We start from the raw sequence: 26966 nt of genomic DNA, 5'->3' as shown, positions 1-26966 counted from the left end.
GGAACGGTTCACGGGGTTCTGTATCGCCCGCTGATGAACGTTACGGGCATGGAGGCGTAGCGTAGCGTCTTCGTGCCCGGGTCAGGTGTAACGCGGCTGCGTATCGCAATCTCGTGCATGCTGTGCCCCACCTCGGGCGTCGGCACGGCGTCGAGCAGCCATGCTTGCGCGGCGGTGCCGTCGGGCCGGAATGCGATGACGTAATCCGCAGTCCCTGATGGAAGCGAGGAGTCGGCATGGTCGGCGCGTGACGGCGCATATGTCCGAGCGAGCGATTGCCTGGAATAATGTTCCTCAATGGCTTTGCTGCAGGCGCGCACGTGCGTGTCGTAGTTGGCAATGAACTGGTTCAGGTCGTCGACCACGGTTGGCATCTGCTTCTTGGGCAGCCACTTGGAGATCCGGTACACCAGTTCGGCGTAATAGGAAGTCTTGCCCCTCGGCGTCTTGGCGTCGAAGACTCCGGTGTAGTAGCCGTAGATCTGCGCCCACACCATCGCATCCAGCGGGTGGTGATCGGCCAGTTCGAGCTCGGCCATCTTGGCCATCGCCAGCTCGTAGCCGTTGACCGCCGCGTTGCTGAGATAGCGGCGCGCCTTCGCCAGGTCCTGCGGGACGATCGGCACGGCACCTTGCTCGCCCAGCCGATAGATCGATCCGACGAGGTACTGCTTGTAGTAGTCGCCCATTTCGGCATCGTGCTCGAAGATGGCGAAGATCTTGCGGCGTTCGGCCAGCGGCGTGTCCGGGTTGACCATTTCCATGAGCCAACGGCCGCTACCATCCGAATCGTTCGCCGGCTTGGCCGGCGGCGTATCGGCCGTCGCATCGGTCGACCTGATGAGCGTGGGGCCGGTATACGAATCCGCTGCCGACGAAGCGGCTGCCGGCGGCGCCGCCCATGCCGAGTGGCAGACCAGGCCTGCGAGGCAGGCGAGCGCGATGACGGTTCCAACGAAGCGCGAGCGTTGCGTGTCCATCCCTGTCCCCCCAAAAGAAACGGCCCGTGCGCGTCGCCGCGCACGGGCCGAATCTAGCGACAACCGGGGTCGCTGAAAAGCGGCTTACTTGGCCGCCATCAGAGCCTTGGTCATGTCGAGCATGCGGTTGGAGAAGCCCCACTCGTTGTCGTACCAGCTCAGCACCTTCACCAGCGTGCCGCCCATCACCTTGGTGAGCGTGGCGTCGTAGACCGACGACAGCGGGTTGTGGTTGAAGTCGACCGACACCAGCGGCCTGGTGTTGACGCCGAGGATGCCCTTCAGCGCGCCGTTGGCCGCTTCGTTGACGACGGCGTCGATCTCCGCCTTGTCGGTCGGGCGCGAGGCGACGAACGACAGGTCGACCACCGACACGTTGATGGTCGGCACGCGCATCGCGAAGCCGTCCAGCTTGCCGTTCAGCGCCGGCAGCACCAGGCCGACCGCGGCGGCGGCGCCGGTCTTGGTCGGGATCTGCGACATCGTGGCGCTGCGCGCGCGGCGCAGGTCCTTGTGGTAGACGTCGGTCAGCACCTGGTCGTTGGTGTAGGCGTGGATGGTCGTCATCAGGCCGTGCACGATGCCGATCTTCTCGTGCAGCACCTTGGCCAGCGGCGCCAGGCAGTTGGTGGTGCAGGAGGCGTTGGAGATGACCTGGTGGCTGGACTTCAGCAGCTCGTGGTTGACGCCGTAGACGAAGGTACCGTCCACGTCCTTGTCGCCGGGCGCGGAGATGATCACCTTCCTGGCGCCGCCGGCGATGTGCGCGCCGGCCTTGGCCTTGGAGGTGAACAGGCCGGTGCACTCCAGCACCGCATCGACGCCGAGCTGGCCCCACGGCAGCTTGGCCGGGTCGCGCTCGGCGAACACCTTGATGCGGTCGCCCTTGACGATCAGGTCGCCCCCATCCACCGACACCTCGTGCGGGAAACGGCCGTGCGCGGTGTCGTGCTGGGTCAGGTGCGCGTTGATCTCCGCATCGCCCAGGTCGTTGATCGCGACCACCTGGATCTCGTTCGTGCGGTTGGCTTCGTACAGCGCACGCAGGATGTTGCGGCCGATGCGACCGTAACCGTTGATGGCGACCTTGATGGCCATGGGGCAGCGTCCTCCGGAGACGATGGGCAAGAGAACCCGCCCACGCGAACGCGCGGCGGGAAGGCCGGTATTTTACCGGATCGGGGCCGTCGCCGGCCGCATGCCTCAGCGGGCCGAGGCCAGCAGCGCGCGCACCGCGGGCTCCAGGCCGGTCAGGCCGGCCTGCCGGCCGGCGGCCAGGGCCTGCGCGGGCGCGTGGCCGTCCACCCATGCGGCTTTCAGCGCCACCAGCGCGCCGACGCGGTTGCCGCTGCCGCAATGGACGAGCACGGGCCCGGCGCCGTGGCGGGCGAGCGCATCGGCGAGCCGCCGGGCGGCTTCGCGGCACAGCGCCGCCGCGCCGTCGATCGGGATATGCACGTAGGCGAGGCCCAGCGCGCGCACCACGGCGTCCTCGTCCCAGTCGCCGAGTTCGGCCTGTGGGCGCAGGTTGATCACGCATCGGCCGCCGGCGCGGGCGAACGCCGCCAACTGTCCGGCGGACGGTTGGCCGCCGCAGAGCAGGCCGGGGTGCGGGCAACATTGGTTGGGCGCGAACGGGGCGGATGCGTTCAAGCGGCATCTCCGGAAACAGCGGGCGGGATCCTGGCGACGTTGCCGCCGCCGGGCGCGGCGGCGGCCAGCCGGGCGGCATGGGTGCGTTCGCTGCGGTCGTTCCGGCCGGGCGACCGGCGAGCACATGCGTGCATCATGGATGACTTGTTTAGATATTTCTCATATTCTGCCGAGCCGCCAGGTATGGAGTCCGTTCGATGAGCCCCCGCATCGTTCCGTTTTTCCACGCCGACAGCGGGACATGGTCGTACCTGGTCGCCGATCCCGCCGGGCACGCGGCGGTGGTCGATCCGGTGCTCGACTACGATGCCGCCGCCGGCCGCGTCTCGACGCGCGCCGCCGACGCGATCGTCGAGCGCGTGCGCACCGACGGCCTCGACGTGCAGTGGATACTGGAAACGCACGCCCACGCCGACCACCTCAGCGCCGCGCAGTACCTCAAGGCGCGGGTCGGCGGGCAGGTGTGCATCGGCGCCGGCATCCGGCGGGTGCAGTCGACCTTCGCCGAGGTCTTCAACCTCGGCGGCGATTTCGCCACCGACGGCTCGCAGTTCGACCGCCTGTTCGACGACGGCGAACGCTTCGCCATCGGCGCGCTGCAGGCGCAGGTGATCGCCTGCCCGGGGCACACCAACGACAGCGTGTGCTACCGGATCGACGACGCCCTGTTCGTCGGCGACACCTTGTTCGCGCCCGACGTCGGCACCGCGCGCTGCGACTTCCCGGGCGGCGACGCGGCGTTGCTGTACCGCACGATCCGCCGGCTCTACGAGTTGCCGGACGCGACCCGCGTGTTCCTCTGCCACGACTATCCGCCGCAGGGCCGCGCGCCGCAGTGCGAGACCAGCATCGGCGCGGAGAAGGCCGCCAACATCCACGTCACGGCCGCCACCGGCGAGGACGAGTTCGTCGCCCGGCGGCGCGCGCGCGACGCGACGCTGGCCGCTCCGCGCCTGCTTTATCCGGCGGTGCAGGTCAACATCCGCGCCGGCGCTCTTCCGGCGGCCGAGGCCAACGGCCGCCGCTATCTCAGGATTCCGCTGCGCGGCGGCGACTGAAAGGCGCCGCCGGCGCGGCCGATCCGAGCAATGGCCCGGCGACGTATCGGGGCCAGGGCGCCATCGGGGTTTCACGCATGCTCATGCCGCTTGCGCGCGATGCGGGGCCGGTTCGCCCGTGGCGCGCCCGCGCGCGGACCTGCCGTGCGCGGGCGTGGCCGACTCAGAGCTTCCAGGCATAGGCGATGCCGAGCGAGTTCTCGTGCATGGAAATGCGCTCGTTGCCGGCCGGCGCGCCGCCCATGAACACGGGCAGGATCGAGGCGCCCTGCACGGAGCGCTCGAACGCGTGCATGTACGCCACCGTCCACTCGCCTCCCGCGCGCGTCGTGTAGGTGAAGCCGAGCGTGAGGTGGTTGGTGACCACGCCGGGCGCGAGGATGTTGAAGGTCACGTCCGCGCTGCCGATCGGCTCGTCGCAGTGGTTGAAGCCGGCGCGCCAGGTCCAGCGTTCCGAGCTGGCGTACTCGAGGCCGAGCTTCCAGACGTTGATGTTCTTCCAGCCGAAGCCCGGGCCGTTGTCGGCGCCCAGTTGCGCCGGCACCAGGCTGTGCTGCCCCACCGACGCGACGTCGCCGTAATTGATGCGCTGGTAGTCGAGGGCGACGGTCAGCGGGGCGCTCGGCGTCCAGGCCACGCCGAGGCTGTAATTCTCCGGAATGTCGAAACTGCCGCGGCCGGCGAACAGGCCGGCGTACTCGGAGAAACGGCTCATGTGCGTCTTGCCCGCGTAGGCCGCGCCCACGGCGAAGGCCGGGCTGATGCGGGCGTAGTAGCCGACGCGGACGCCGACGCCGCGGGAATCGTCGTGCCCGTTGTTGCTCACCTTGTCGGGTTGCGCGGAGAGCCCGGGGATGCCGGCGAATGCCTGCAGGCCCTTGGCCGAGAAGCGCTGGAAGGTGAGCAGCGGCGCGATGCCGATCGACTGGTTCGGGGTGATTGCGTACGACAGCGTCGGCGCGACGATCAGTTGCGTCAGGTCGACGCCCAGCGCACCGGAGCCGCACAGCATGTTGGCGGCGCCCTGTCCGCAATTGAACTGGCCGCCGGGATAGTCGGTGTTCATGCCGCCGTTGCCGTAGACGGTCACGCCGAGGGCGAGGTTGTCGCGCAGCATGCGGTTGTAGGCGAACTCGGGAATCGCGAAGTAGCTGCGGCCGCTGTCGACCGAGCCGTCGAGCCCGGGGCCGAGGCCGCTGCGCTCGGCGCTGCGCTCGGGATTGAACGCATCGAGGCCGACGTCGAGCTGGTTGCCGGCCATCACCATCGTGGCCGGGTTGTTCGCGCCACCGAAGGCCTCGGCCACCACGGCCGCCGACGCGCCGCCGCGGCCTTTCGCCTTCATGCCGTAGCCGTGCGAGAAATAACCGTCGGTTGCCGACGCCGTGCCGCAGCAGAGCATGAGCGCACCGATGAACACCGCGATTCGCCGTTGCATGAATCCCCCTCCCACGTGTTGCCCTGGATCGGGCGTGTCTGTGCCGATTGCGTGTTGGCTATATACTCATACGGGTATTGGTATATGGACCTAGCCTAGCACGCAAAAACAGGATTGCCAGGCGTGGACATCGCGGCCGCGAATAACGCCGTTACCGGCCTCCGGGATAATGCGATGCAGCATTTCCGCTGTCGCGATTGAGCGAGGACGCAACAGTGCCGGAACGCCGCGCCACGTCTGTGGCACCATTGAACGAATGGGATATGCGTTGCCGCGGCGACTCGCCCCGCAGCCGAGAATTTCTGCCGGCCCTTTGCCGTCGGGTCGTGCGGTGCAGCATTATTGATGGGTTCGTTTCGACGGAATCGTCCGCATGAGCGCGAAAGAGCAGCACGACACCGAGCAGGCGCATCGCCGCCGCATTGCCGCCCGCCTGGCCCGCATCGAGGGGCAAATGCGCGGCGTCCAGGCGATGATCCTGGCGAACGGCTCGTGCGAGCAGGTGGCCCAGCAGCTCACGGCGGCGCGCCGCGCGCTGGACAAGGCCTTCTACGACATGCTCGCCTGCAGTCTGGTCAGTCACGTCGAGGCTTCGGCGGACCTGGACGACATCCGCGCCTCGACCGGCGAACTGGCGCGCCTGCTGGCCAAGTTCGGTTGAGTCGGCGTTACTCACCGAGCATTTCCTGCTCCATCTGCAGATAGACGTTGTAGGCGTTGCGGCGGTTGGCGACGTCGAAGGTCGGCTCGGCCTGGAAGCGTTTCCAGTCGACCTGCCGGTATGCGTCGTCGAACGGCACGAAGTTCCGTACCGCGCGGCCCATCTGCTCGCGCAGGAAGTCGAGGTATTCGCGGGTCATGCGGGCGTCGCGGCGCGGCGCGAACGAGGCCGGTCCGTGCCCCGGCACCATCACCCGCGACGGAATCGCCAGCAGGCGGTCGATCGCGCGCAGCCACAGGCGCGTGTCCGCGTCGCCGATGAAGGGCACCCGCCCGGCATAGACCACGTCGCCCGAGTACAGCACGCCGTCGGGTTCGACCTGCATGGCCAGATCCTCGGGCGAGTGCGCCGGGCCCAGTCGGCGCAGCGCGAAATGCACGCCGCCCATGACGAAGTCCTGGTCGCCGTCGATCCAGCGGTCGGGCAACGGCAGGCTGAAATGCGGGCCGAGCCAGCGGCCGATGATGCGTTCGCGCTCGGCCAGGCGCTCGGCCGCGGCGGGAGAGTTCAGGTAGGCGCGGGCGCGGGCGTCGGCCCAGATCTCGGCGCCGATGCGGCGGAATGCCGGGATGCCGTAGAAGTGGTCGGCGTGGTAGTGGCTTATGACGACGCGCCGGATCGGCCGGTCGGTGCGCGCGCGGATCGCCGCGATCAGGCGGTCGGCCAGGGCCGGCGAGCCCAGCGCGTCGAACACCACCACGCCGCCGTCCGTGATCACGAAGCCGGCGTTGGCGATGAAACCCTCGTTGGCCCGGCTGGCTTCCTCGAGCCGCCCCTCGACGTAATAGCTGTGCGCTCCGACCCGGTGCACCGGCAGCGCCATGTCGCTCGCCGCCCATGCCGCGGGGGCGGCGTGCGCGGGCGGCGCGGGCGCGGCGCGCGCCGGTGCCGCGGTGGCGATCAACGCCAGCAGTGCGGACAGCGCGAGCCGGAGCATGGTCAGGCGATGCCGGGGTCGTCCCGCACGCCGACCAGGCGCGGAAGGTTGAGCCTGGGCGCAGCCAGCGCCGGGTGCGCCTTGAGGTAGTCGGCGACCACGTCCCAGACCGGTTCGCCGCTGGCGTCCTCCGCGACCGAGGCCCAGCCGGCGACCTTGTAGGTGCGGGTCGCGTCGATTGGCTTGCCGTCGAGGCGCAGGTCGCTGATGCGCCGCCCCATGGGCGCGCCCGGGTCGCAGGCGTAGCTGAGCCCGCCGACGCGCACCATGTCGCCGCCCTGCTGGTAGTAGGGATCGGGGTTGAACAGGTTGTCGCCGACGTCCTCGAGAATCGCCTTGATGCGCTCGCCGGTGAAAGCGTTGACGGTGACGGTCGGATAAGTGATTGCGGTCTGGTCCATCAGCCGCTCGCGCGTGATCGGCTCGCCGGGCAGCAGCGTGGTGCCCCAGCGGAAGCCGGGCGAGAACGCGATCTCGGCGTCCTTGACCGCCATCAGCGCGTCGAGGATCAACTGGTCGAAGCTGCCGTTGAAGTTGCCGCGGCGGTACAGCAGGCCCTCGCTGACCGCGAACCGTTCGGACAGCCGGGCCTCGTGGGGTTGGCGATGGCGCGCGATCAGCGCCTGCATCGCCGGGTCGGCTTCGAGCAGGTTGCTGAACACCGGCAGCAGCCGGTAGCGGAAGTCGTGCAGCCTGCCGTCGCGCACGTCGAGGTCGAGCACGCCGACGAACTTGCCGTTGCTGCCGGCGTTGGTGACCAGGGTCTGGCCGCCCGCGTTCTTCACCGCCACCGGCCGCGGCACGCCGTCGTGGGTGTGGCCGCCGAGGATCGCGTCGAGGCCGCGCACGCGCGAGGCGAGCTTGAGGTCGCAGTCCATGCCGTTGTGCGAGAGCAGCACGACGATCGCGGCGCCGGCCTTGCGCGCCTTGTCGATCACCTGCTGCAGGTGGTCGTCCTGGATGCCGAACGTCCAGTCGGCGACGAAATGGCGCGGGTGGGCGATCGGCGTGTACGGGAACGCCTGGCCGATCACCGCCACGTCGACGCCGTTGACCTCGCGCAGCGCGTAATCCGGGAATACCGGGTCGCCGAAGTCGGCGGTCTGCACGTTGTGGGCGACGAAATCGACCTTGCCCTTGAACGGCCCGTCGACGACTTCCCTGACGCGTTCGGCGCCGTAGGTGAATTCCCAGTGCCCGGTCATCACGTCGACGCCCAGCTCGAGCTGCGCATCGACCATGTCCTGGCCGCGCGTCCACAGCGAGGTCGCGGAGCCCTGCCAGGTATCGCCGCCGTCGAGCAGCAGCGCGCCGGGGCGGCTGGCGCGCAAGCGCTTGATCAGCGTCGCCAGGTGCGCGTAGCCGCCGACCCGGCCGAACCGGCGCGCCGCCTCGACGAAGTCGAGGCAGGTCAGCGCGTGCGCCTCGCGCGTGCCCGGCCGGATGCCGTAGTGCTTCAGCAGATGCTCGCCGACCAGGTGCGGCGGCTGTCCGCGCGCGGCGCCGACGCCGATATTGGCCGACGGCTCGCGGAAGTGGATCGGCAGCAGTTGCGCGTGGCTGTCGGTGACGTGCAGCAGGCTGACATTGCCGAACGCCGGCGCATCGTACAGCGCCTCGCCGGCGGCGGCCGCGAAGGCGCGCCGCGAACCCAGCGGCAGTCCGGCGGCGACGGCGGCGGCCAACAGCCGGACGAACTCGCGGCGGCTCATGCTCATGTCGTGGACTCCCGTGCGCCTACCGGTTGACCGGCGAATCGGGGTCGAACAGCAGCGCCATGACGTCCTTGATCTGCTGTTCGTCGAGGATGCCCCGGCTGCCGAAGCGCGGCATCGCCGAGCACAGCGTGAACGCCTTCATGTCGTAGATCATGCTCCAGGTGAGTTTCAGCATCTCCTCGGAGCGCCCGCGGTTCTTGCCGAACTGGTACAGCGACGGGCCGATCGTGCCGTAGGCGACCTCGTCCCCGGACAGCCGGTGGCAGGCGTAGCAGTTGCCGCCGGAGGGCTTGCCCGGGTCGTCCGAATACTGCTTGCCGGTGCCTTCCTGGGCGATCGCCTCGCCGCGCTTCCAGTCGCCGAGGAAGTTGCCGTCGGCCGGATACCTGATGCTCGCGCGGTTGGCCGCCATCGCGCGCGCGGCGTCCTCGCCGGGCGGCATGCCGGGTGCGTAGCGCGAGCACAGCGCCTGGGTCGCGTCCTGGTCCAGGCGCTCCATGCCGGCCTGGCCGTGGGCCTTGAACGAGGACTGCATCGCGGCGCGCGCCTGCGCGTTGCGGTCGGGGCCGGCGGCGGCGGACAGCAGCGGCACGGCGGCCAGCAGGGGCATGAGGCGGATCAGGATGCGCATGGTCGGGTCCTCAACGCTTGAGACCGGGGGCTGCCAGCTCGCCGCCTTCGGCGTTCTTGGCGAGGAACATGGTCAGGGCGATCGCGGCGTCGGAGCCGTACGTCATTTCCGGCAGGCGCTGCTGGCGGAAGCAGTCGCCCAGGCGCCACTCCATGGTGCGCACCTCGCCCTGCGAGACGCGATAGGCGGGCCAGGTGGTGTAGGCCTCGCGCGCGCCCTCCGGCGTGGCGAGGTCGGGCAGCCGCTGCAGGCGGATGCGCTTGTCGGGCTGGCTGTGGCACGTCGCGCAGGAGAAATCGTGGGTGCCGGCGCGGTAATAGAAGATCGCCTCGCCCAGTGCGTAGGCCCGCTTTTCCTGCGGGTGGTCCAGCGGCAGGCTGATCGGCACGCCGCGCGAGGCGTCGACGAGGTAGGCCGCCAGCGCCTCGAGGTCCGACTTGCGGTCGCCGTCGCCGAAGCGGTTTGCCACCAGGTCGGCCTGCTTGAAGCCCTGCTGCACGACCATGCAGGTGAGCAGGCGCGATTCCAGATCCTGCACGCGGCCGCTGTCGACGAAGTAGCGGGGCAGGTGCGCGTAGGCGCCGGCGATCACGCCGACGCCCATGCCGAGGTCGCAGGTGTTCGCCAGCGCGACGTGCTTCGGGCCGCGCGGCGCGGTCCACAGATCCTTGCCGCGCGTCAGCCACAGTTCGGCCGGATTGTCGTCGCCGAACATCGCGCGGTATTCGGCCACCGGATCCTGGTTCGCGGCGGACTGCGCCCAGACCAGCGTCGCCGTGAAACTGCAGGCGGCGGTTACCGCAGCCGCCAGCCAGAATCCGAACTTCTTGGCACTCGCCTTCATGTTTCGTTCTCCCGATCGCCCCCGGCGCTCATGGCTTGATGTGTGCGTGGCCTTCGCGCGCCTGCAGGCGCGCGATCCCGGTCGTGCCGGATGGCACGGCCTGCACGCCGTCCGGCAGCGGCTCCCCGACCACCGGCGCAAACGGGTAGCCGCCCGGCGTCCGGCTGCCCCCGAGCAGGAAATCCGCGCCCGCGCCGATCGCCCCCGGCACGACCCGCGTGCACGCGGCGGCGCCGGCCTGCGCAGCGGCGGCGCGCGCGGGCGTCGCCGCCGCGAACGCCGCGGCGGTGCCCGGCAGCAGGATCGAAAGCGGGGTTCGCATCGTCTCCGTCTTCTCGCAGGCGCATCGTTCGCCCTGGCCGCGCCCGGGCGCGCTCAGCCGATCGCCGCCTCGTCGGTGCGGCTCTCGCCCTCGGAGTCGGTCCACGTGACCGTGACCTTGTCGCCCTTGGCCGCGCCCTTGAAGCGGAACGCCAGGAACGGGTTCTTGGACACCGCAGGGCCCCAGTCGGCGGTCAGGACGTCCTTGCCGTTGCAGTTGACCTTCACCGTCTCGATGTAGCGCGCGGGCACCAGCTTGCCGTCGGCATCCTTGCGCAGGCCGGTTTCCATCGGGTGCGCCATCAGGACCTTCACCTCGACGGTGTCGCCGGTCAGGGTGGCGCGGATTCGCATCGGATCTGCCATTGCTCTCTCCTCGGAATACCGCTCAACCGCCGCAACCGCCCAGGGTCACCTTGACCAGGCGGTTGGCGTAGAAGAAACCCTGGTCGGTCTGCACCAGCGCGTACAGGTTCGACGTCTCCGCGATCTTGACGCGCGTCGACACGTACGGCTCGGTGCCGTCGGGGATGTGGAAGGCGGCGGACAGCGCGTGCGGGTTCTTCTCCGAGACGATGGCGATCAGGCGCGTGCCCGGCAGCTTGCTCTGGATCTCCACCGGCACCACGGCGCCGTTCTCGGCGATCTCGGGTGCCTTCAGGTCGATGTCGGCGGACGGCTGCGCCTTGCCGCCGCCCAACTGCTTGACGACGTCGTCGAGGTTGGTCGCCTCGAATTGCGGGCGGTGGTCGCTCGGCGCGAGCGGGTTGACCGCTGCTGCGGCGCGGCGCGGGGCGAGGCCCGTGGCGGCGACGAGTAGCAGGGCGGTGCCGCTGGCGGTGGCCTGCAGGAACGCCCGTCTGGACAGGTTCATGGATGGTGTCTCCTCGACTTGGTGTTGCGGTTGCTGTTCAGGGGCCCTGCGCATGGCGGCGCGATCGCGTGGTCCGCTCACGGCGTCTTCGCACCGGCCAGCACCCACTGGATGATGGCGGTCAGCTCGACGTCGGACGGCCCGGTCTGCGGCGGCATCGGCACGCTGCCCCAGACGCCGGAACCGCCCTCGCGGATCTTGCGGGTGAGGTGCGCGGTGGCCGTGGCGTCGCCCTGGTACTTGCGCGCGACGTCGCGGAACGCCGGGCCGACGATGGCTTTGTCCGTGCCGTGGCAGGCGACGCAGCCGTACTGCTGCGTCAGGGCATGTCCGGAGGGTGCGCCGGCCGGCGCCGCGCCGGCCGGCGGCGGCGCCTCGTTCATCGTGGCCAGGCCGCGGAAGTTGTCGCGGATGTCGCCGTACATGCCCTCGACGAATCCGGCCGGAAGCTGGCCGGTGATCGCGACCGCCTTCTCGCAATCCTTCATGCAGGCGGTGTTGCGCACGTCGGGTTTGCCACGCACGCTCATCATGCCGGGGAACGGCTTGAAGCCGTCGCGGTTCGGCATCTTCACCGCAGGCAGCGTCTGCCGGTTCGCCACGAAGTCGGCGGGCACGATGTCGTTGAGGTTGAGCACGTAGGCGGCGACCGCGTACACCTCGTCCGCGCTCAGCGACTTCGAGTGCGGGAAAGGCATCGCGCGGTTGATGTAGTCGAACAGCGTGGTGGCGTAGTTGAGCTTGCTGCCGACCGTGCGTACCGGCGCGCCGCTGGCCAGCGAGCCGACGCCGCCGGCGAGCGCGATGTACTCGTTGCTGTCGCCGAAGGTGCCGTGGCAGGCCGCGCAGTTGGCCTCGTAGACCTGCTCGCCGTCGGCGACCGAGCCCTGTCCGTCCGGCAGGCCCGTGCCGTCCGGGCGCACGTCGATGTCCCATCCGGCGATCTGCTGCGCGCTGGCCGGATGGCCCAGCCCGTAGTCCCGGGCGTGCGCGGCCAGGGCGATGCCGATCAGCGCCAGCGCTGCCGCCGCGCCCGCGAACCGGTCATACCTGGACATTGTGCACCTTCCCCTCGGCGTCGACGGCCCAGGTCTGGATGGCGTTGTTGTGGTAGATCGAGTGCGTGCCGCGCACCTCGCGCAACTGGCGCATCTTCGGCTGCACGTAGCCGGTCTCGTCGATGCAGCGGCTCTGCAGCAGCGCGGGGTCGCCGTTCCACGTCCAGTCGATGCGGAAGCGGGTCAGCGCCTTGCTCAGCACCGGTTCCTGCAGCGTCGCCGTGCGCCAGTTCCTGCCGCCGTCGGTGGACACGTCGACGCGCTTGATGCGGCCGCGCCCGGACCAGGCCAGGCCGGTGATCTCGTAGTAGCCGCCCTTGTCCAGCAGGTGCTGGCCGCCGGACGGCGAGGTGATCACGGATTTCGCCTCCTGGATCCAGGTGTACTGGCGGCTGCTGCCGTCGGGCATCAGGTCGCTGTACTGCAGCGATTCCTCGCGGGTGTTCCACGGCATGTCGCCGACCTCGAGGCGGCGCAGCCACTTCACGTTGGAGATGCCCTGCACGCCAGGCACCAGCAGGCGCACTGGGTAGCCCTGCTCCGGGCGCAGCATCTCGCCGTTCTGGCCGTAGGCGACGAGCACGTCGTCGAGCGCGAACTCGATCGGGATGGTGCGCGTCAGGCTGGCCGCGTCGGCGCCCTCGGCGAGGATGTACTTCGCCTTGGCGCGGTCGAAGCCGGCGTCGTCGAGCAGGGTGGACAGCGGCACGCCGGTCCACTCCGAGCAGCTCAGCATGCCGTGGGTGTACTGCACGGTCGGCACGGCCGGGTTGCCCCATTCCATCGCCGTGTTGGCGCCGCATTCGACGAAGTGGATGCGCGACACCGACGGGAACCGCAGCAGGTCCTCCATCGTGTAGATCTTCGGCTGGCGCACCAGGCCGTGCAGCATCAACCGGTGCTCGTAGGGATTGATGTCCGGCCGGCCGTTGTGGTTGCGCTCGAAGTGCAGGCCGTTGGGGGTGATGATGCCGAACAGGTTCTGCAGCGGCGTGAATGCCACCGAGGAATGCTTGGTCGTGGTGAGGCCGGGGCTGAGCCGGCGGATGATGTTCTTCTCGTAGGAGGCAGGCACGCCGTACGGGTTTGCGCCGACCGGCTGGCCGAGCACTTGCGACCACGGCGGCACGTTGGGCGGCAGGTGCGCGGGATCCGCCGGCGCGCCTGCGGCGTGCAGCGCGCGCGCGCCGAGCAGCGCCGCGCCGCCGGCGATCAGGTTGCCGAGCGCGCGCCGGCGCGCCTGCCCGGGGGCGCCGAGGAAGTTTTCCGGCGCCGGTAGCAGTCGGCCCCGCTTCGGATCCTGTCGATCCATGCGTTTCTCCGCGTCTTGCGCCGACGCGGCCCGACCGGGGCGCGCGTCGCCGTGGAGCTCATCGCCGCAGCCGCGTGCCACCGCGCGCGGTCGCCTCAGGGCAGTCCGACCACCGGGCGCTGCTCGGTGGTCCATTCGTACATCGAGCCGTCGTACAGCCGCACACTCGGGTTCTTCATCACTTCGCTGAGCACGAACCAGGCGCCCGACGCGAGGTGGCCGGTGTTGCAGTAGGTGATGCTCGGCTTGCCCGGGTCGACGTCCACGTGTTTGAGCACCGCCGCGTAACGGGCCGCGTCGAGGAAGCGCTCGCCGCCGTCGGCCTTGACCGTGCGCAGCTCCGGCGGGAAGTCGACCGCGCCCTCGATGTGGCCGGCCTGCGCCACGTTCGGCTTCTTGGCCAGGCCGACGTAGAACGCCAGCGGCCGCGCGTCGACCATCTGCACGCCGGTGCCGATCGCCTTGGCGACGTCCTCGCTGCTGGCCACGTATTGCATGCGCGCCGCGGTCGCGGCCCAGTTGCCGGCGCCGGGCGTGGCCGCGGCGGCGCTGAACGGCAGGCCCTGCTGCAGCCAGCCGGCGGTGCCGCCGTCGAGGATCGCCAGGTGGTCGTCGCCGTACACCTTCATCGACCAGTACACGCGCGCGGCCATGTCGAGGTCGCCGCCGGACTCGCCGTTGGCGACGATCACGGTGGGGCGGTCGGCGCGGACGCCGGTCGCGCGCATCAGCGCCTGGAAGGCGTCGCGGTCGGGCAGCATCCATTTGATCTCGCGGCCGTCGATCTGGCGCGCCGTGCGCACCTTGGCGAAGTCGAGCGGCAGCGCGCCGGGGATGTGTCCGCCAAGTTCGGACAGCGACGGCTTGCCGTTCTCGGTGACGAACGCGGGCGCCTTGGTGAAGGAGGCCAGGTCGTCGCGCACGTCGACGACGTTGACCTCCGCGCGGTGCTGCGCGAGCCACTGCGGGCTCACCAGCGGACCGGGCAGTTCGACCGCGTGGACGATCGCGGGCGCGAACAGCGCGAACGCGAGTGTGATGACCGATGTGATGCGCATGGACATGGCGAGACCCCGGCTCTGTGGATGCCTAGTGGAAAACGCGGTCGAGCGCGGCGAGCTGGTCCTCGACCGACACCCGGCACTGGCTGAGTACATACATGCGCCGGTCCTCGGACAGCCCGGGCCGACGGCCGCCGCGCCGGCGCGCGGCGATGCGCCGGTCGCGGTGGCGCAGCAGCGCGGCGATCTGCGGCGCGAACACGCCGAGCTGCGCGCGCAGCCAGCCCTCGACCGGATCGGTTCGTGCGGCCGGCGCAGCGGCGATGCGTTCCGCCAGCGCGATCACGCGCGCGGCGGGCAGCCAGGTTTCGTCGGTGACCCAGCGCTGGGTGGTGAACAGGCGCAGCGGCAGCCCCCGAGCGTCGACGCCGATCGCGACCAGGTGCGCATAGCGCGGCGCGCCATCCGCGGCGGGATCGAGCCGCGCGAACAGGTGGAAGTGCCCGTGCTCTCCGCGCGGCGTGCCGGCTGCCGCGTGCGCGTGATAGTAGTAGTGCAGTCCGCCCGGCTTGCCCTCGAGTCGACCGGCGGCGCCGGCGGACCGGTAATGCCGCCACGCCTCCGGCGCGGCGCCGTCGTCGACCAGCGCCGCCAGCGGCGCGTGGCCGGCGCCGACGAACGCCTTCAGGCTGTCGACCAGCGTGCCGGCCGCCGCGTAGGCGCGCGCGCGGCGCGTGCGGTCGAGCATGCGCAGGCGCCTGGCGATGCGGACCCGCGGGAAGTGCAGGTACGGGCTGTCGGCGTCGGCGCGCGGCGCGGGCATCGTCACTTGCCGTCGTCCTGCGTGCACTTGGGCTTCGGCGCGCACGGGTTCTTCGGCGCGGCCTGGTCGCACTTCGGCTTGCTCGCCTTCGTGCCCGCCTTCGGCGCGCATGGGTTGGCGGCCTTGCTCGGCGCGCAGGGATTGGCGCTGCGCGTTTTCTGCGGTGCGCACGGATTGGCGCTGCGCGTTTTCTGCGGTGCGCACGGGTTGGCGCTGCGCGTTTTCTGCGGCACGCACGGGTTGGTCTGCGCCCGCGCGTTCTGGATGCCCGCGAACGGGGCCAGCGCCGCGGGCAGCGGCGCCAGCGCGCCGAGCGCCAGGGTCACGGCGGACAAGGCGCCCGCGAGCGATGCCGGGTGGGTATGCTTCTTCGCTTTCATCGGTGGCCGCCTCGCGACGGGATGGGGGCCGGGGTCAGTCGGCGCAGGTGATCGATGGGGAAGTGCCGGTGCGGCGGGTGAACCAGCTCACGGCGACGGCGCATCCGATCAGCAGCGCCAGCACCGCCCATACCGGCAGGCCGAGCAGTTGGCCCAGGGTCTGCGCTTCCGGACCCGCCGCGGCCGTCAGCATGGGCGCGATGCGGTCGTAGATGCCCGCGAACAGGAACACGCCGATGATCAGGCCGACGAAGAACACGATGCCGTCGAGTCGCCCCGCCGCCGCGCCCACGATCGACGTGCCCGGGCAGTAACCGCCCACGCTCATGCCGGTGCCGATCAGCGCGCCGCCCAGCAGGGTGGCCCAGAGGTAGGTCGTCGGCACGAACAGATCGGTCTGCCGCACGAGGCCGGCCAGTTCGAGCACGTACAGGCCGCTGGCCGCCACCAGGATCGCGGTGAACATCACGTTGAACACCGTCCAGTCCTGCAGGCGCAACTGCGCCGACAGCCGGCAGCCGTTGCCGAGACCGCCGCGCTGCAGCACGTAGCCGAACAGGACCCCGCAGACCAGGCCCGAGAGCGGGCCGTTCCATCCGAACGACAGGATCATTGCCACATCCTCCGCGTGAGCAGGCCGGTCAGCAGGCCGAAGCCGAAGAAGCCGATCAGGAACACGAACCCCGCCGTCGCCAGGGTGGCCGCGCCCGACAGGCCAAGGCCGCTGGTGCAGCCGGCCGAGACGCGCGCGCCGAAACCCGAGGCGATCCCGCCGAACAGCGCCAGGGCAAGCCTGCCGCCCGTGCCGAAGCGCGGCGCGCCTTCCACGCGCAAGCGCAGGCGCCCCGACCACCAGGCGGCGAGCAACGCGCCGATGCCCATGCCCAGCACTTCCCAGACGATCCAGCTGTTCAGCGGGTTGTTGCCCTCGGCCACCATCGGGCCGAGGTAGCCGTTGCCCTGGGTCGCGGTCGGCGCGAGGACATCGGACGCGGCGGCGGCGACCGCGGTGGGCGCGCCCGAAGCCCCCAGGCCGTGGCCGGTGAGGACGAAAGTCAGAAGCAGGACGAGGCCGAGTGCCGCACCCGCCAGGTAGGCATTCCAGATCGGTCGCTGTCGCATGTCGAACGCTCCAGGGCTGTTGACGGCGCGCGGGGAAAGTCGGGTGGCCCGAAATACCCCTAGGGGTATATAGCGACAATTTGCCGCAGTGTCATGTTGCGCCGCGATAAGTGGCGCGCTGCCTGGCTTTCGGCGGCTTGGCCGCGACGGAAGCGACGGGTCAGCAGCGGCGCCGCGGGCGCGGCGCGGCGCGCGTCGGCGCCTCGTCGGCGCCGCTGCCGCAATAGATGTCGTGCAGCGTCGCGATCAGGCGCTCGACCGGACCTTCGGCGAGCCGGTACCAGATCGTCTGCGATTCGCGCCGGGTCTGCACCAGACCTTCCCTGCGCAGCTTCGCCAGATGCTGGGAGAGCGCGGACTGGCTCAGGCCCTCGAGGCGCTCGTTGATCTGGCCGACCGACAGTTCCTGGCCCACCAGCAGGCAGAGGACGCGCAGGCGTTGGGCGTTGGCCAACGGCTTGAGCAGGCGCGAGGCCTCGTCGGCGCTGCCCTGCATGGCTTCGAGATCGAACGGGAAGGTGGTGGTCATGGCGGCGTTACCGAAACGCCGGTGCGTGGCCGGCGAGCGTTGACATCGTAGCACCGACTAAATAAGCTAATGCTAAATTAGTTATTAAAGATATCCGCGGGGCTGGATCAGGATCAAGTCCGCGGCCGGCGAGCTGCCTAGCCTGAGCGCGCATGCGGAGGAGAGTCGGTCATGGCCAAGATCGTTGTGCTCGGTGCGGGTTTGGGCGGGATGAGCGCCGCCTACGAAATCAAGGCGCTGCTGGGTGCCGCCCACGCGGTCACGGTGGTCGGCGACGGCCCGCGCTTCTCGTTCACGCCGTCCAACCCGTGGGTGGCGGTGGGTTGGCGCCAGCCCGACGAGATCCAGCTCGAGGCCGCCGTGCACCTGCGCAAGCGCGGCATCGAGTTCATCGACGACCCGGCGGCCGAGATCCGTCCCGCCGAAAACCGGCTGCTGACCAAGGGCGGGCGCAGCGTGCCGTACGACTACCTGGTGATCACCACCGGCCCGCGCCTCGCCTTCGACGAGGTGCCCGGGCTCGGACCGGACGGCCACACGCAGTCGGTGTGCACCACGCCGCACGCGAGCGCCGCCTGGGCCGCCTACCAGGCGTTCCTGCAGCAGCCCGGCCCGATCGTGGTCGGCGCGGCGCAGGGCGCGAGCTGCTTCGGCCCGGCCTACGAGTTCGCGATGATCCTCGATGCCGACCTGCGCAAGCGCAAGTTGCGCGACAAGGTGCCGATGACCTTCGTCACCAGCGAGCCGTACATCGGCCACATGGGCCTCGGCGGCGTGGGCGACTCCAGGGGGCTGATGGAGGCGGAGATGCGCCAGCGCCACATCCGCTGGATCGCCAACGCGCGCATCAAGGAGGTGCGCCTCGCCGAGATGCGCGTGGAGGAACTGGATGCGCAGGGCAAGGTGGCGCAGGAGCACGCGCTGCCGTTCGCCTACTCGATGGTGATCCCGGCGTTCACCGGCGTCGACGCGGTGCGCGCCGTGGAGGGCCTGGTCAACCCGCGCGGCTTCGTGCAGATCGACCAGCACCAGCGCAATCCGAAGTACCCCAACATCTTCTCCGCCGGCGTGTGCGTGGCGATCCCGCCGGTGGAGCCGACGCCGGTGCCGACCGGCGCGCCCAAGACCGGCTTCATGATCGAGTCGATGGTGACGGCGATCGCCACCAACCTGCGCGACGAGCTGGCCGGCCGCCCGGCCACGGCGGAGGCGACCTGGAACGCGGTGTGCCTGGCCGACATGGGCGATACCGGCGCCGCGTTCGTCGCGCTGCCGCAGATCCCGCCGCGCAACGTCACCTGGACCAGGATCGGCAAGTGGGTGCACGTGGCCAAGGTGGCGTTCGAGAAGTACTACCTCGGCAAGCTGCGCTCGGGCAACACCGAACCGATCTACGAGAAATACATCTTCAAGGCGCTCGGCATCGAGCGGCTGAAACCCGCCGGCGGCAAGCGATGACGCCGGTTCGCGACCGACCCAGGAGAAAGGCATGAATATCGACCGCATGGTGATGCGCTTCGCCGGCAGCGTGGTGATCCTCAGCGTGGCGCTTGCGTACTTCTTCTCGCCGTGGTGGCTGCTGCTGGCGCTGTTCGTCGGCGCCAACCTGCTGCAGTCCTCGTTCACCGGTTTCTGTCCGCTGGCGCGCATCCTGCGCAAGCTCGGCCTGAAGCCCGGCTGCGCGTTCCCGTCGTGACGACCATGCGCATCGCAGCCAACGGAGAGCGGACGTGTACTACATCGTGAAATCGGACAAGACCTTCGCGCAGGCGGTGGACGACCTCGACGCCGCCGTCAGGCGCCACCAGTTCGGCGTGCTGCACGTGCACGACATCGGCGCCACGCTGCGCGGCAAGGGCCAGGCGTTCGCCGGCGAGTGCAAGGTGTTCGAGGTATGCAGCCCGCGCCATGCGGCGAGCGTGCTGGCCACCGACCTGCGCCTGAACATGGCGCTGCCGTGCCGCATCTCGGTGTACACCGAGGGCGGCGCCACGCGCATCGGCATGATCGAGCCGCAGCGCATGCTGGCGATGCTGTCCGACGATCCGGCGCTGGCCGCCGTCGCGCGCGAGGTCGAGGACGCGACCCGGCACATGATCGACGAGGCCCGCTGATGCGCCACGCCGCCCGCTGCGCCGCGCTGCGCCGCCTGCTGCCGCTGGCCGCTTCCGCGCTGCTCGCCGCCTGCGGCGGGGCGCAGCAGGCGCCGTCGCCGCAGGCGCCGCCGCCGCTGGCGATGCTGACCGTGCAGCCGCAGCAGGCGCGCCGCGAGCAGGCCTGGGACGGCGTGGTCGAGGCGGTGCACCAGGCGACCATGTCGGCGCAGACGGCCGGCCGCGTGGTCGAGCTGCCGTTCGACGTCAACGACTACGTGCCGGCCGGCGCGGTGGTCGTGCGCTTCACCGACGTCGAGCAGCAGTCCGCGCAGCGGCGCGCGCAGGCCGCGCTGGCGGCGGCGCAGGCGACCTACGACGAGGCGCAGGCCTCGTACCAGCGCACCGCCGAGATCTACGCGCGCAAGTTGGTCGCCAAGGCGCAGCTCGACCAGGCGCTGGCGCGCCGCGACGCCGCGCGCGCGGCGCTGCAGTCGGCGCAGGCCGCGCTGCGCGAAGTCGGCCAGCAGCTCGACTACACCGTGGTGCGCGCGCCGTATTCCGGCATCGTTACCAAGCGCCATGTGCAGGTCGGCGAGGCGGTGCAGCCGGGCCAGCCGCTGATCTCCGGCGTGTCGCTGGAGGAACTGCGCGTCAACGTGCAGGTGCCGCAGAGCGCGGTCGACGCGATCCGCCGCTTCAACGCCGCCGACGTGCTGCTCGACGGTGGCGTGCATCGCGTCGCCGCGGCCAAGGTGACGGTGTTCCCGTACGCCGACCCGGACACGCACACCTTCAGCGTGCGCCTCGACCTGCCGCCGCAGAAGACCGGGCTGTACCCGGGCATGACCGTCAAGGCCGCGTTCGCGGTCGGCGAGGCCAGGCGCCTGCTGCTGCCGGCGAGCGCGCTGGTGCAGCGCAGCGAGGTCAGCGGCGTGTACGTGATCGGCGCGGACAACGCCGTCAGCCTGCGCCAGGTGCGCCTCGGCCACCGCTACGGCGACAAGGTCGAAGTGCTGGCGGGCCTCGCCGCCGGCGAGAAGGTCGCCGCCGATCCCGGTGCGGCCGCGCTGTTTCTCGCCAAGCAGCACGCGGCGGAGCCGGCGCGATGAGCGAGCCGCGGCTCGGTTTTTCCGGGCGCATCGCGCGCGCCTTCCAGGACAACCCGCTGACGCCGATCCTGGCGCTGGCGGCGCTGCTGCTCGGCCTCGCCGCGGCGCTGATCACGCCGCGCGAGGAAGAGCCGCAGATCGACGTGACCATGGCCAACGTGTTCGTGCCGTTCCCCGGCGCGGACGTGCACGACGTCGAGAACCTGGTCGCGTTCCCGCTGGAGCAGAAGCTCGCCGAGATCCAGGGCGTCAAGCACGTCTACTCGGTCAGCCGGCCGGGCATGGCGGTGATCACCGTCGAGTTCCAGGTCGGCGTGCCGCGCCAGACCGCGATCGTGCGCCTGTACAACCAGGTGTTCCAGAACCAGGACTTCGTGCCGCCCGGCCTCGGCGTCGGCCCGCCGCTGATCCGGCCGATGAGCATCGACGACGTGCCGGTGATGGCGCTGACGCTGTGGACCGACGACGCGCAGCGCGGCGCCACCGAGCTGGCCGAGGTGGCGCACACGCTGGAGACCGAGCTCAAGCGCGTTCCCGGCACGCGCGACGTGTACACCATCGGCGCGCCCGAGCGCGCGGTGGTGGTGCAGCTCGACGCGGCGAAGATGGCCGCCTACGGCCTCGCCATCGGCGACTTGTCGCGCGCGCTCGGCGCCGCCAATGCGGTCAGCCAGGCGGGCGAGCGCGTCGCCGGCGACCGCGACGTGCCGGTCACCGCCGGCACCTTCCTCGCCGACGCCGACGAGGTCGCCGATCTGGTGATCGGCCTCAAGCACGGCCAGCCGGTGTTCCTCTCCGACGTGGCGACGATCCGCCAGGGCGCCGACCTGCCCAGCCGCTACGTCTGGTTCGGCACACCGCCCGGCAAGGGCGGGCCGGCGACCGGCATCGCGCCGGCGGTGACGGTCGCCATCGCCAAGAAGTCCGGCACCAACGCCGCCGACATCACCACCGCGATCGCGCGCCGCGTCGAAGCGCTGCAGGGCGTGTCGATCCCGGCCGGCGTGCATGTGGCGGTGACCCGCGACTACGGCCGGACCGCCACCGACAAGGCTGACAAGCTGATCCACAAGCTGATCTTCGCCACCTTCTCGGTGGTGCTGCTGGTGTTGATGACGCTGGGCTGGCGCGAGGCGGTCGTGGTCGGCTCGGCGGTGATCATCACCCTGATGCTGACCCTGTTCGCCTCCTGGGCGATGGGCTTCACCATCAACCGGGTGTCGCTGTTCGCGCTGATCTTCTCGATCGGCATCCTGGTCGACGACGCCATCGTGGTGGTCGAGAACATCCACCGGCACATGGCGCTGGGCGGGCACAGCCTGCGCCAGGCGATTCCCGAGGCGGTCAGCGAAGTCGGTGGGCCGACCATCCTCGCCACCTTCACCGTGATCGCCGCGCTGCTGCCGATGGCGTTCGTCTCCGGCCTGATGGGCCCGTACATGCGGCCGATCCCGATCAACGCCTCCGCCGGCATGCTGCTGTCGCTGGCGGTGGCGCTGGTCGTGACGCCGTGGCTGGCGCTGAAGCTGCTCGGCCACCACCACGTGCCGCCGGCGGAGGAAGCGCGCGAAGCGACGCGCGGCGGCCGCCTGCTGCGCCTGTTCCGCCGCGCGATGCTGCCGTTCCTCGAAGGCGAGCGCGCGCCGCGCCGCCGCCGCCGGCTGTTCGTCGCGATGGGCGCGCTGGTGATCGCCGCCGCCGGCCTGGTGGTGGTGAAGGCGGTGATCCTGAAGATGCTGCCGTTCGACAACAAGTCGGAATTCCAGGTGGTCGTCGACATGCCCGAGGGCAGCACGCTGGAGACTACCGACCGCCTGCTGACCGAACTGGCGCACGCGCTGGACCGCGTGCCCGAGGTGGAGAACTACCAGGGCTATGCCGGCACCGCTTCGCCGATGACCTTCAACGGCCTGGTGCGCCAGTACTACTTGCGCAGCGGCCCGATCGTCGGCGACCTGCAGGTGACGCTGGTCGACAAGGCCAGGCGCAAGCGCCAGAGCCATGCGATCGCGCTGGCGGTGCGCCCGGCGCTGGCCGCGATCGGCACGCGCTACGGCGCCTCGGTCAAGGTGGTGGAGGTGCCGCCGGGCCCGCCGGTGCTGGCGCCGATCGTGGCCGAGATCTACGGCCCCGACTACGCCAAGGTGCGCGCGATCGCGCTCGGCCTCGAGAAGGATTTCCGCGCCGACCCCGACCTGGTCGACGTCGACACCAGCGTCGAGGCGGACGCGCCGCGCGAGGTGATGGTGGTCGATCGCGAGCGCGCGGCGCGGCTCGGCCTCGACCAGGCGGCCATCGCGCAGGCGCTGCGCGCGGCGCTGTCCGGCGTCGACGCCACCTACCTGATGGACGGCCGCTCCAAGTACGCGGTGCCGGTGCGCCTGCGCCTGCCGGCGGGCGACCAGGCGGCGCTGGCGCAATTGTTGGCGCTGCGCGTGCGCGCGCAGGACGGCGCGCTGGTGCCGCTGTCGGAAGTGGTCGCGGTGCGCCCGGCGAACTGGGAGAAGGCGATCTACCACAAGGACCTGCTGCCCTACGCCTACGTGACCGGCGACGACGCCGGCCGCACCGACAGCCCGCTGTACGGCATGTTCGCGATGGTCGGCAAGCTGCGCCACGACGCCGTGGCCGGGCAGCGGTTGCAGCAGCGCTTCATCGCCCAGCCGGACGACGCCACGCGCTACGCGGTGAAGTGGGACGGCGAATGGCAGATCACCTACGAGACGTTCCGCGACATGGGCCTGGCCTATTCGGTCGGCCTGCTGCTGATCTACCTGCTGGTGGTCGGCCAGTTCCGCAGCTACGTGGTGCCGCTGATCATCATGGCGCCGATCCCGTTGACCGTGATCGGCGTGATGCCCGGGCATGCGCTGGTGGGCGCGCAGTTCACCGCCACCTCGATGATCGGCATGATCGCGCTGGCCGGCATCATCGTGCGCAACTCGATCCTGCTGATCGACTTCATCAACCACGCGCGCGCCGCCGGGCGACCGCTGCGCGAGGCGGTGATCGAGGCCGCGGCGGTGCGCGCCAAGCCGATCGCGCTGACCGCGCTGGCGGCGATGATCGGCGGCTTCTTCATCATCGACGACCCGATCTTCCAGGGCCTGGCGGTGTCGCTGATCTTCGGCATCCTGGTCTCGACCCTGCTGACCCTGCTGGTGATCCCGCTGCTGTACTACGCCTGGCTGGCGCACCGCGAGGGGCCGGATTAGCGGGCGCGACGCCTGCGCCGTCCCGGCGCGGGCTGTGGCACACTCGCACGCTTTGCGCCACGACCCGCCGCCTTTCCCCCCATGCACCGATCGTTGTGGATCGCATGCCTGTTCGCCGCCTTCGCCGCCGCGCCCGCCCGGGCGTGGGGGCCGCTGGGCCATCGCGTGGTTGCCGAGCTGGCCGGGCAGCAGTTGTCCCCGGCCGCGCGCGCCGAGGTCGAGCGCCTGCTCGCGCCCGAGCACGCGCGCACGCTGGCCGACGTCGCCACCTGGGCCGACGAGCTGCGCGACGATCCCGCGCAGCGCGCGTTGGCGGAGCGCACGCGCCGGCTGCACTACGTCAATTTCCGCGGCGCCGACTGCGTCTACGTGCCGCCGCGCGACTGCCGCGACGGCCAGTGCGTGGTCGCGGCGATCGACCGCTACGCCGCGATCCTCGCCGACCGTTCGCGCCCCGACGCCGAGCGCCGCGAGGCGCTGAAGTTCGTCGTGCACTTCGTCGCCGACGTGCACCAGCCGCTGCACGCCGGCTACCGCGACGACAAGGGCGGCAACGATTACCAGGTGCGCCATGGCGAGCAGGGCACGAACCTGCACGCGGTGTGGGACTCGCTGCTGCTGGATTCGCGCGGCCTGCGCTGGCGGGCGTACGCGGCGGCACTGGACGACGACGGCCCGGTGTCGCTACCGCCGCCCTCGCCGCCGCTGGACGATCCGCCGGCGCAGTGGGCGCAGGAATCCTGCCGCATCGTCCGCGACGACGGCGTCTATCCGCGCGGTCATGCCATCGACGCGGCCTATGTCGCCGCGGAACGCCCGCTGGCCGAACGCCGCCTGCGCGAAGCGGGCGCGCGCCTCGCCGCGCTGCTGAACCGGGCGCTGGCGCGCTGAAAACGATTGCGGAGCGGCGGTCGCGGCGCCGCCGTCGGGCTGTGCTAGCTTGACGGCATGAGCACGATCCGCCGCACCAAGATCCTCGCCACCCTCGGACCCGCCACCGATGCGCCGGGCATGCTGGCCCGGCTGCTCGAAGAGGGCGTCGACGTGGTTCGCCTGAACCTCTCGCACGGCAACGCCGACGACCACCTGCGCCGCGCCGCGGCGGTGCGCGCGGCCGCCGCCGCGATCGACCGCGAGGTCGGCGTGCTGGCCGACCTGCAGGGGCCGAAGATCCGCATCGAACATTTCGCCGCCGGGCCGGTCGAGCTGGCCGCCGGCCAGCCGTTCACGCTGGACTGCCGCGCCGACGCGCCGCCCGGCGACGCCAGCCGCGTCGGCGTCAGCTACCTCGGCCTGCCCGGCGACGTGCGCGTCGGCGACGTGCTGCTGCTGGACGACGGCCTGATCGCGCTGGACGTGGTCGAGGTGGCCGCGCCGGAGGTGCGCTGCCGGGTGCGTTTCGGCGGCCGCCTGTCCGACCGCAAGGGGCTGAACCGGCAGGGCGGCGGCCTCAGCGTCGCCGCGCTGTCCGACAAGGATCGCGCCGACATCCGCCTCGCCGCCGAGCTGGACGCGGACTTCCTCGCGGTGTCGTTCGTGCGCAGCGCCGCCGACCTCGCCGAAGCGCGCGCGCTGCTGCGCGCGGCCGGCGGCCACGGCGCGCTGGTCGCCAAGATCGAGCGCGCCGAGGCGATCGACGTGCTCGGCGAGATCATCGACGCGGCGGACGCGGTGATGGTCGCGCGCGGCGATCTCGGCGTGGAGATCGGCGACGCCGAGCTGCCCGGCCTGCAGAAGAAGATCATCCGCGAATCGCTGGCGCGCAACCGCGCGGTGATCACCGCCACGCAGATGCTGCAGTCGATGGTCGAGGCGCCGATCCCGACCCGCGCCGAAGTGCTGGACGTCGCCAACGCGGTGATCGACGGCACCGACGCGGTGATGCTTTCGCAGGAAACCGCGGCCGGCAAGCATCCGGACAAGGCGGTGGCGGCGATGCGCCGCGTCTGCCTCGGCGCCGAGCGCCAGTTCGAGCCGACCGAGGACCTGTCGCAGGTCGCGCACCAGCTCGATCGCACCGACCAGGCGATCGCGATGGCGGCGATGTTCCTGGCCGGGCGCGTCGGCGCGCGCGCGATCGTCGCGCTGACCGAATCCGGCGCCACCGCGCAGTGGCTGTCGCGCTACCGCTCCGCGGTGCCGATCTACGCGCTGGCGGGCAACGATGCCGCGCGCAGGCGCATGCTGCTGCTGCGCGACGTGGTGCCGGTGCGCTTCGATGCCGGCGACGTCGAGCCGGCCCACGTCGCCCGCAGCGCCGTGCAGCACCTGTTCGCGCTCGGCGCGCTCGGCGAGGGCGACCGCGTGATCCTCACCCACGGCGACCGCACCGGCCGCCTCGGCGGCACCAACACCCTGAAGCTGCTGCGCGTTGGGCCGGACGGCATCGCCGAGAGCCTGCGCGACCTGTGACGGCGGCCGGGACATCGGGAGACGGAGCACGCGGAGGTGCGCGCGCGCGGCGTCCGCCTGGCTGCTTGACCGTCGGGCGGCAGTCTTGATCTGACGCAGATCGCGTGCGCCGCGTGCGGCACAGAGTGCGATCCGGCAGCGCCGCGGCGGATCGTCAATCCCGCGCCGGGCTGATAGATTGACCGTCCGTTTGGGCCATCGCGTGGCGGAGAGTGGACATGAAGGGCTGTGAGCGCACGCCTCGTACCGCAGCGGTGCTGGCCGGCATCGGGCTGATCCTCGTCGGCGCGGCCGCCCAGGCCGCCACCCGCCGCGTCGCGCCGGAGCGGCTGGAGCACTACTGGATCCTGTCCAACCGTGCCGAGCTGACCGCCGACGCGCCGATCTCGGGCAAGAATCTCGACAAGCCGAGCTGCGCGGCGGTCAGCTACACCATCGGTTCCGACGGCGCCACCTACGACCTCAAGCTCGAGCGCGTGGTGCCGCAGGGCGATCTCGGCAAGGTGGCGCTCAGCATGGTGGGCAACATGCGCTATGCGTTCGCGCCGGCCAACCTGGCGCGCGAGCCGGTGCGCACCTACCTGGTGGTGCCGTTCAACCTGCCGCGGGCGCCGGCCGGCGCTTCCTCGGCGGCGCAGGCGCAGGTGCAGGCCGAACGCGACCGCATCGGCGCGGCTTGCCGCCTGCCCGGCTTCGGCGCGCCCGCCGGCTGAGCGGGCGCCTTGCCGGCCGGG

The 26966-nt window shown here is 70.9% G+C and carries 29 protein-coding genes; 10 read left to right on the top strand and 19 right to left on the bottom strand.

Annotated features, from left to right (window positions below):
• Positions 1-8: 8 nt before the first annotated feature.
• The 3 genes from ABFC67_RS11050 to ABFC67_RS11040 form a co-directional block, all read right to left on the bottom strand.
• A complete protein-coding gene (locus tag ABFC67_RS11050; protein ID WP_346738087.1) occupies positions 9-980 on the bottom strand; it encodes a hypothetical protein in 972 nt (323 codons plus the stop codon).
• Positions 981-1064: 84 nt separating this feature from the next.
• Positions 1065-2078 carry a type I glyceraldehyde-3-phosphate dehydrogenase gene (gap, locus tag ABFC67_RS11045; RefSeq protein ID WP_346738086.1) on the bottom strand — a complete coding sequence of 338 codons (1014 nt, stop codon included), beginning with the start codon at positions 2076-2078 and terminating at the stop codon, positions 1065-1067.
• Between the two features lie 105 nt (positions 2079-2183).
• Positions 2184-2633, bottom strand: coding sequence for a sulfur transferase domain-containing protein (locus ABFC67_RS11040; RefSeq protein WP_346738085.1), 450 nt, complete (start codon positions 2631-2633; stop codon positions 2184-2186).
• A gap of 197 nt (positions 2634-2830) precedes the next feature.
• On the opposite strand from ABFC67_RS11040, the gene ABFC67_RS11035 reads away from it, so the two are divergent.
• Positions 2831-3691, top strand: coding sequence for an MBL fold metallo-hydrolase (locus ABFC67_RS11035; RefSeq protein WP_346738084.1), 861 nt, complete (start codon positions 2831-2833; stop codon positions 3689-3691).
• Positions 3692-3854: 163 nt separating this feature from the next.
• On the opposite strand, the gene ABFC67_RS11030 is transcribed toward ABFC67_RS11035, so the two are convergent.
• Complete coding sequence (locus ABFC67_RS11030) at positions 3855-5129, bottom strand: outer membrane protein transport protein (protein ID WP_346738083.1); 1275 nt, start codon at positions 5127-5129, stop codon at positions 3855-3857.
• Positions 5130-5502: 373 nt separating this feature from the next.
• Here ABFC67_RS11030 and ABFC67_RS11025 point away from each other — a divergent pair, with 373 nt between their 5' ends.
• Entirely contained in the window at positions 5503-5790 is a 288-nt protein-coding gene (locus ABFC67_RS11025) for a metal-sensing transcriptional repressor (RefSeq protein WP_346738082.1), read from the top strand.
• Between the two features lie 7 nt (positions 5791-5797).
• Here ABFC67_RS11025 and ABFC67_RS11020 read toward each other — a convergent pair whose 3' ends face one another.
• The 15 genes from ABFC67_RS11020 to ABFC67_RS10950 form a co-directional block, all read right to left on the bottom strand.
• The gene (locus ABFC67_RS11020; RefSeq protein WP_346738081.1) at positions 5798-6787 is read right to left on the bottom strand and encodes an MBL fold metallo-hydrolase; all 990 of its coding nucleotides are present in this window, start codon (positions 6785-6787) and stop codon (positions 5798-5800) included.
• A gap of 2 nt (positions 6788-6789) precedes the next feature.
• The gene (gene soxB / locus ABFC67_RS11015; RefSeq protein ID WP_346738080.1) at positions 6790-8505 is read right to left on the bottom strand and encodes a thiosulfohydrolase SoxB; all 1716 of its coding nucleotides are present in this window, start codon (positions 8503-8505) and stop codon (positions 6790-6792) included.
• Between the two features lie 19 nt (positions 8506-8524).
• Positions 8525-9136: a sulfur oxidation c-type cytochrome SoxX gene (gene soxX / locus ABFC67_RS11010; RefSeq protein WP_346738079.1), complete on the bottom strand. Its 612-nt coding sequence runs from the start codon at positions 9134-9136 to the stop codon at positions 8525-8527.
• A 10-nt stretch (positions 9137-9146) separates the two neighbouring features.
• A complete protein-coding gene (gene soxA, locus ABFC67_RS11005; RefSeq protein ID WP_346738078.1) occupies positions 9147-9980 on the bottom strand; it encodes a sulfur oxidation c-type cytochrome SoxA in 834 nt (277 codons plus the stop codon).
• A gap of 28 nt (positions 9981-10008) precedes the next feature.
• A complete protein-coding gene (locus tag ABFC67_RS11000) occupies positions 10009-10302 on the bottom strand; it encodes a hypothetical protein (RefSeq protein WP_346738077.1) in 294 nt (97 codons plus the stop codon).
• A 53-nt stretch (positions 10303-10355) separates the two neighbouring features.
• On the bottom strand, positions 10356-10667 hold the full coding sequence (gene soxZ / locus ABFC67_RS10995; RefSeq protein WP_346738076.1) for a thiosulfate oxidation carrier complex protein SoxZ: 312 nt from the start codon (positions 10665-10667) through the stop codon (positions 10356-10358).
• A gap of 22 nt (positions 10668-10689) precedes the next feature.
• Positions 10690-11175, bottom strand: a complete 486-nt coding sequence (soxY, locus tag ABFC67_RS10990) for a thiosulfate oxidation carrier protein SoxY (protein WP_346738075.1) — start codon at positions 11173-11175, stop codon at positions 10690-10692.
• Between the two features lie 77 nt (positions 11176-11252).
• Positions 11253-12233 (bottom strand): c-type cytochrome, encoded by a 981-nt coding sequence (locus ABFC67_RS10985; RefSeq protein WP_346738074.1) that lies wholly within the window; start codon positions 12231-12233, stop codon positions 11253-11255.
• A complete protein-coding gene (gene soxC, locus ABFC67_RS10980; protein WP_346738073.1) occupies positions 12220-13545 on the bottom strand; it encodes a sulfite dehydrogenase in 1326 nt (441 codons plus the stop codon). The genes ABFC67_RS10985 and soxC overlap by 14 nt, the downstream gene beginning before the upstream one ends.
• Before the next feature lie 95 nt (positions 13546-13640).
• A complete protein-coding gene (locus tag ABFC67_RS10975; RefSeq protein ID WP_346738072.1) occupies positions 13641-14609 on the bottom strand; it encodes a rhodanese-like domain-containing protein in 969 nt (322 codons plus the stop codon).
• A 25-nt stretch (positions 14610-14634) separates the two neighbouring features.
• On the bottom strand, positions 14635-15375 hold the full coding sequence (locus ABFC67_RS10970) for a hypothetical protein (protein WP_346738071.1): 741 nt from the start codon (positions 15373-15375) through the stop codon (positions 14635-14637).
• Positions 15372-15749 carry a hypothetical protein gene (locus ABFC67_RS10965; protein WP_346738070.1) on the bottom strand — a complete coding sequence of 126 codons (378 nt, stop codon included), beginning with the start codon at positions 15747-15749 and terminating at the stop codon, positions 15372-15374. The genes ABFC67_RS10970 and ABFC67_RS10965 overlap by 4 nt, the downstream gene beginning before the upstream one ends.
• A 34-nt stretch (positions 15750-15783) precedes the next feature.
• Positions 15784-16362 (bottom strand): YeeE/YedE thiosulfate transporter family protein, encoded by a 579-nt coding sequence (locus ABFC67_RS10960; RefSeq protein WP_346738069.1) that lies wholly within the window; start codon positions 16360-16362, stop codon positions 15784-15786.
• The gene (locus tag ABFC67_RS10955) at positions 16359-16940 is read right to left on the bottom strand and encodes a YeeE/YedE thiosulfate transporter family protein (RefSeq protein ID WP_346738104.1); all 582 of its coding nucleotides are present in this window, start codon (positions 16938-16940) and stop codon (positions 16359-16361) included. Before ABFC67_RS10955 ends, ABFC67_RS10960 begins: the two co-directional genes overlap by 4 nt.
• Before the next feature lie 91 nt (positions 16941-17031).
• Positions 17032-17400 (bottom strand): metalloregulator ArsR/SmtB family transcription factor, encoded by a 369-nt coding sequence (locus tag ABFC67_RS10950; protein WP_346738068.1) that lies wholly within the window; start codon positions 17398-17400, stop codon positions 17032-17034.
• 171 nt (positions 17401-17571) lie between these two features.
• On the opposite strand from ABFC67_RS10950, the gene ABFC67_RS10945 reads away from it, so the two are divergent.
• The 8 genes from ABFC67_RS10945 (at position 17572) to ABFC67_RS10910 (ending at position 26945) form a co-directional block, all read left to right on the top strand.
• Positions 17572-18858, top strand: a complete 1287-nt coding sequence (locus ABFC67_RS10945; RefSeq protein ID WP_346738067.1) for an FAD/NAD(P)-binding oxidoreductase — start codon at positions 17572-17574, stop codon at positions 18856-18858.
• A gap of 31 nt (positions 18859-18889) precedes the next feature.
• Positions 18890-19096, top strand: a complete 207-nt coding sequence (locus ABFC67_RS10940) for a DUF2892 domain-containing protein (protein WP_346738066.1) — start codon at positions 18890-18892, stop codon at positions 19094-19096.
• Between the two features lie 34 nt (positions 19097-19130).
• Positions 19131-19514, top strand: a complete 384-nt coding sequence (locus tag ABFC67_RS10935; RefSeq protein WP_346738065.1) for a DUF302 domain-containing protein — start codon at positions 19131-19133, stop codon at positions 19512-19514.
• Entirely contained in the window at positions 19514-20605 is a 1092-nt protein-coding gene (locus ABFC67_RS10930) for an efflux RND transporter periplasmic adaptor subunit (protein ID WP_346738064.1), read from the top strand. The genes ABFC67_RS10935 and ABFC67_RS10930 overlap by 1 nt, the downstream gene beginning before the upstream one ends.
• Entirely contained in the window at positions 20602-23820 is a 3219-nt protein-coding gene (locus ABFC67_RS10925; RefSeq protein ID WP_346738063.1) for an efflux RND transporter permease subunit, read from the top strand. Before ABFC67_RS10930 ends, ABFC67_RS10925 begins: the two co-directional genes overlap by 4 nt.
• Positions 23821-23901: 81 nt before the next feature.
• Positions 23902-24711 (top strand): S1/P1 nuclease, encoded by an 810-nt coding sequence (locus tag ABFC67_RS10920; protein WP_346738062.1) that lies wholly within the window; start codon positions 23902-23904, stop codon positions 24709-24711.
• 57 nt (positions 24712-24768) lie between these two features.
• On the top strand, positions 24769-26232 hold the full coding sequence (pyk, locus tag ABFC67_RS10915; RefSeq protein ID WP_346738061.1) for a pyruvate kinase: 1464 nt from the start codon (positions 24769-24771) through the stop codon (positions 26230-26232).
• A gap of 218 nt (positions 26233-26450) precedes the next feature.
• Positions 26451-26945 carry an energy transducer TonB gene (locus ABFC67_RS10910; protein WP_346738060.1) on the top strand — a complete coding sequence of 165 codons (495 nt, stop codon included), beginning with the start codon at positions 26451-26453 and terminating at the stop codon, positions 26943-26945.
• The last annotated feature ends 21 nt before the right edge of the window (positions 26946-26966 follow it).

This window comes from Mizugakiibacter sp. (assembly GCF_039680435.1).
Lineage (GTDB): Bacteria > Pseudomonadota > Gammaproteobacteria > Xanthomonadales > Rhodanobacteraceae > Mizugakiibacter.
Note: the sequence above shows the minus strand (reverse complement) of the source record. Positions and strands in the feature narration are given on the sequence as shown.

Coding starts and splice junctions, on each gene's coding strand:
- ABFC67_RS11035 (WP_346738084.1), top strand. CDS start 2,831: ATGAGCCCCCGCATCGTTCCGTTTTTCCACGCCGACAGCGGGACATGG.
- ABFC67_RS11030 (WP_346738083.1), bottom strand. CDS start 5,129: ATGCAACGGCGAATCGCGGTGTTCATCGGTGCGCTCATGCTCTGCTGC.
- ABFC67_RS11050 (WP_346738087.1), bottom strand. CDS start 980: ATGGACACGCAACGCTCGCGCTTCGTTGGAACCGTCATCGCGCTCGCC.
- ABFC67_RS10910 (WP_346738060.1), top strand. CDS start 26,451: ATGAAGGGCTGTGAGCGCACGCCTCGTACCGCAGCGGTGCTGGCCGGC.
- ABFC67_RS10945 (WP_346738067.1), top strand. CDS start 17,572: ATGGCCAAGATCGTTGTGCTCGGTGCGGGTTTGGGCGGGATGAGCGCC.
- ABFC67_RS10985 (WP_346738074.1), bottom strand. CDS start 12,233: ATGTCCAGGTATGACCGGTTCGCGGGCGCGGCGGCAGCGCTGGCGCTG.
- ABFC67_RS10965 (WP_346738070.1), bottom strand. CDS start 15,749: ATGAAAGCGAAGAAGCATACCCACCCGGCATCGCTCGCGGGCGCCTTG.
- ABFC67_RS11000 (WP_346738077.1), bottom strand. CDS start 10,302: ATGCGAACCCCGCTTTCGATCCTGCTGCCGGGCACCGCCGCGGCGTTC.
- ABFC67_RS10920 (WP_346738062.1), top strand. CDS start 23,902: ATGCACCGATCGTTGTGGATCGCATGCCTGTTCGCCGCCTTCGCCGCC.
- ABFC67_RS10930 (WP_346738064.1), top strand. CDS start 19,514: ATGCGCCACGCCGCCCGCTGCGCCGCGCTGCGCCGCCTGCTGCCGCTG.
- soxY (WP_346738075.1), bottom strand. CDS start 11,175: ATGAACCTGTCCAGACGGGCGTTCCTGCAGGCCACCGCCAGCGGCACC.
- soxA (WP_346738078.1), bottom strand. CDS start 9,980: ATGAAGGCGAGTGCCAAGAAGTTCGGATTCTGGCTGGCGGCTGCGGTA.
- soxZ (WP_346738076.1), bottom strand. CDS start 10,667: ATGGCAGATCCGATGCGAATCCGCGCCACCCTGACCGGCGACACCGTC.
- ABFC67_RS10975 (WP_346738072.1), bottom strand. CDS start 14,609: ATGTCCATGCGCATCACATCGGTCATCACACTCGCGTTCGCGCTGTTC.
- ABFC67_RS10960 (WP_346738069.1), bottom strand. CDS start 16,362: ATGATCCTGTCGTTCGGATGGAACGGCCCGCTCTCGGGCCTGGTCTGC.
- gap (WP_346738086.1), bottom strand. CDS start 2,078: ATGGCCATCAAGGTCGCCATCAACGGTTACGGTCGCATCGGCCGCAAC.
- soxB (WP_346738080.1), bottom strand. CDS start 8,505: ATGAGCATGAGCCGCCGCGAGTTCGTCCGGCTGTTGGCCGCCGCCGTC.
- ABFC67_RS11025 (WP_346738082.1), top strand. CDS start 5,503: ATGAGCGCGAAAGAGCAGCACGACACCGAGCAGGCGCATCGCCGCCGC.
- pyk (WP_346738061.1), top strand. CDS start 24,769: ATGAGCACGATCCGCCGCACCAAGATCCTCGCCACCCTCGGACCCGCC.
- soxX (WP_346738079.1), bottom strand. CDS start 9,136: ATGCGCATCCTGATCCGCCTCATGCCCCTGCTGGCCGCCGTGCCGCTG.
- ABFC67_RS10950 (WP_346738068.1), bottom strand. CDS start 17,400: ATGACCACCACCTTCCCGTTCGATCTCGAAGCCATGCAGGGCAGCGCC.
- ABFC67_RS11020 (WP_346738081.1), bottom strand. CDS start 6,787: ATGCTCCGGCTCGCGCTGTCCGCACTGCTGGCGTTGATCGCCACCGCG.
- soxC (WP_346738073.1), bottom strand. CDS start 13,545: ATGGATCGACAGGATCCGAAGCGGGGCCGACTGCTACCGGCGCCGGAA.
- ABFC67_RS10940 (WP_346738066.1), top strand. CDS start 18,890: ATGAATATCGACCGCATGGTGATGCGCTTCGCCGGCAGCGTGGTGATC.
- ABFC67_RS10925 (WP_346738063.1), top strand. CDS start 20,602: ATGAGCGAGCCGCGGCTCGGTTTTTCCGGGCGCATCGCGCGCGCCTTC.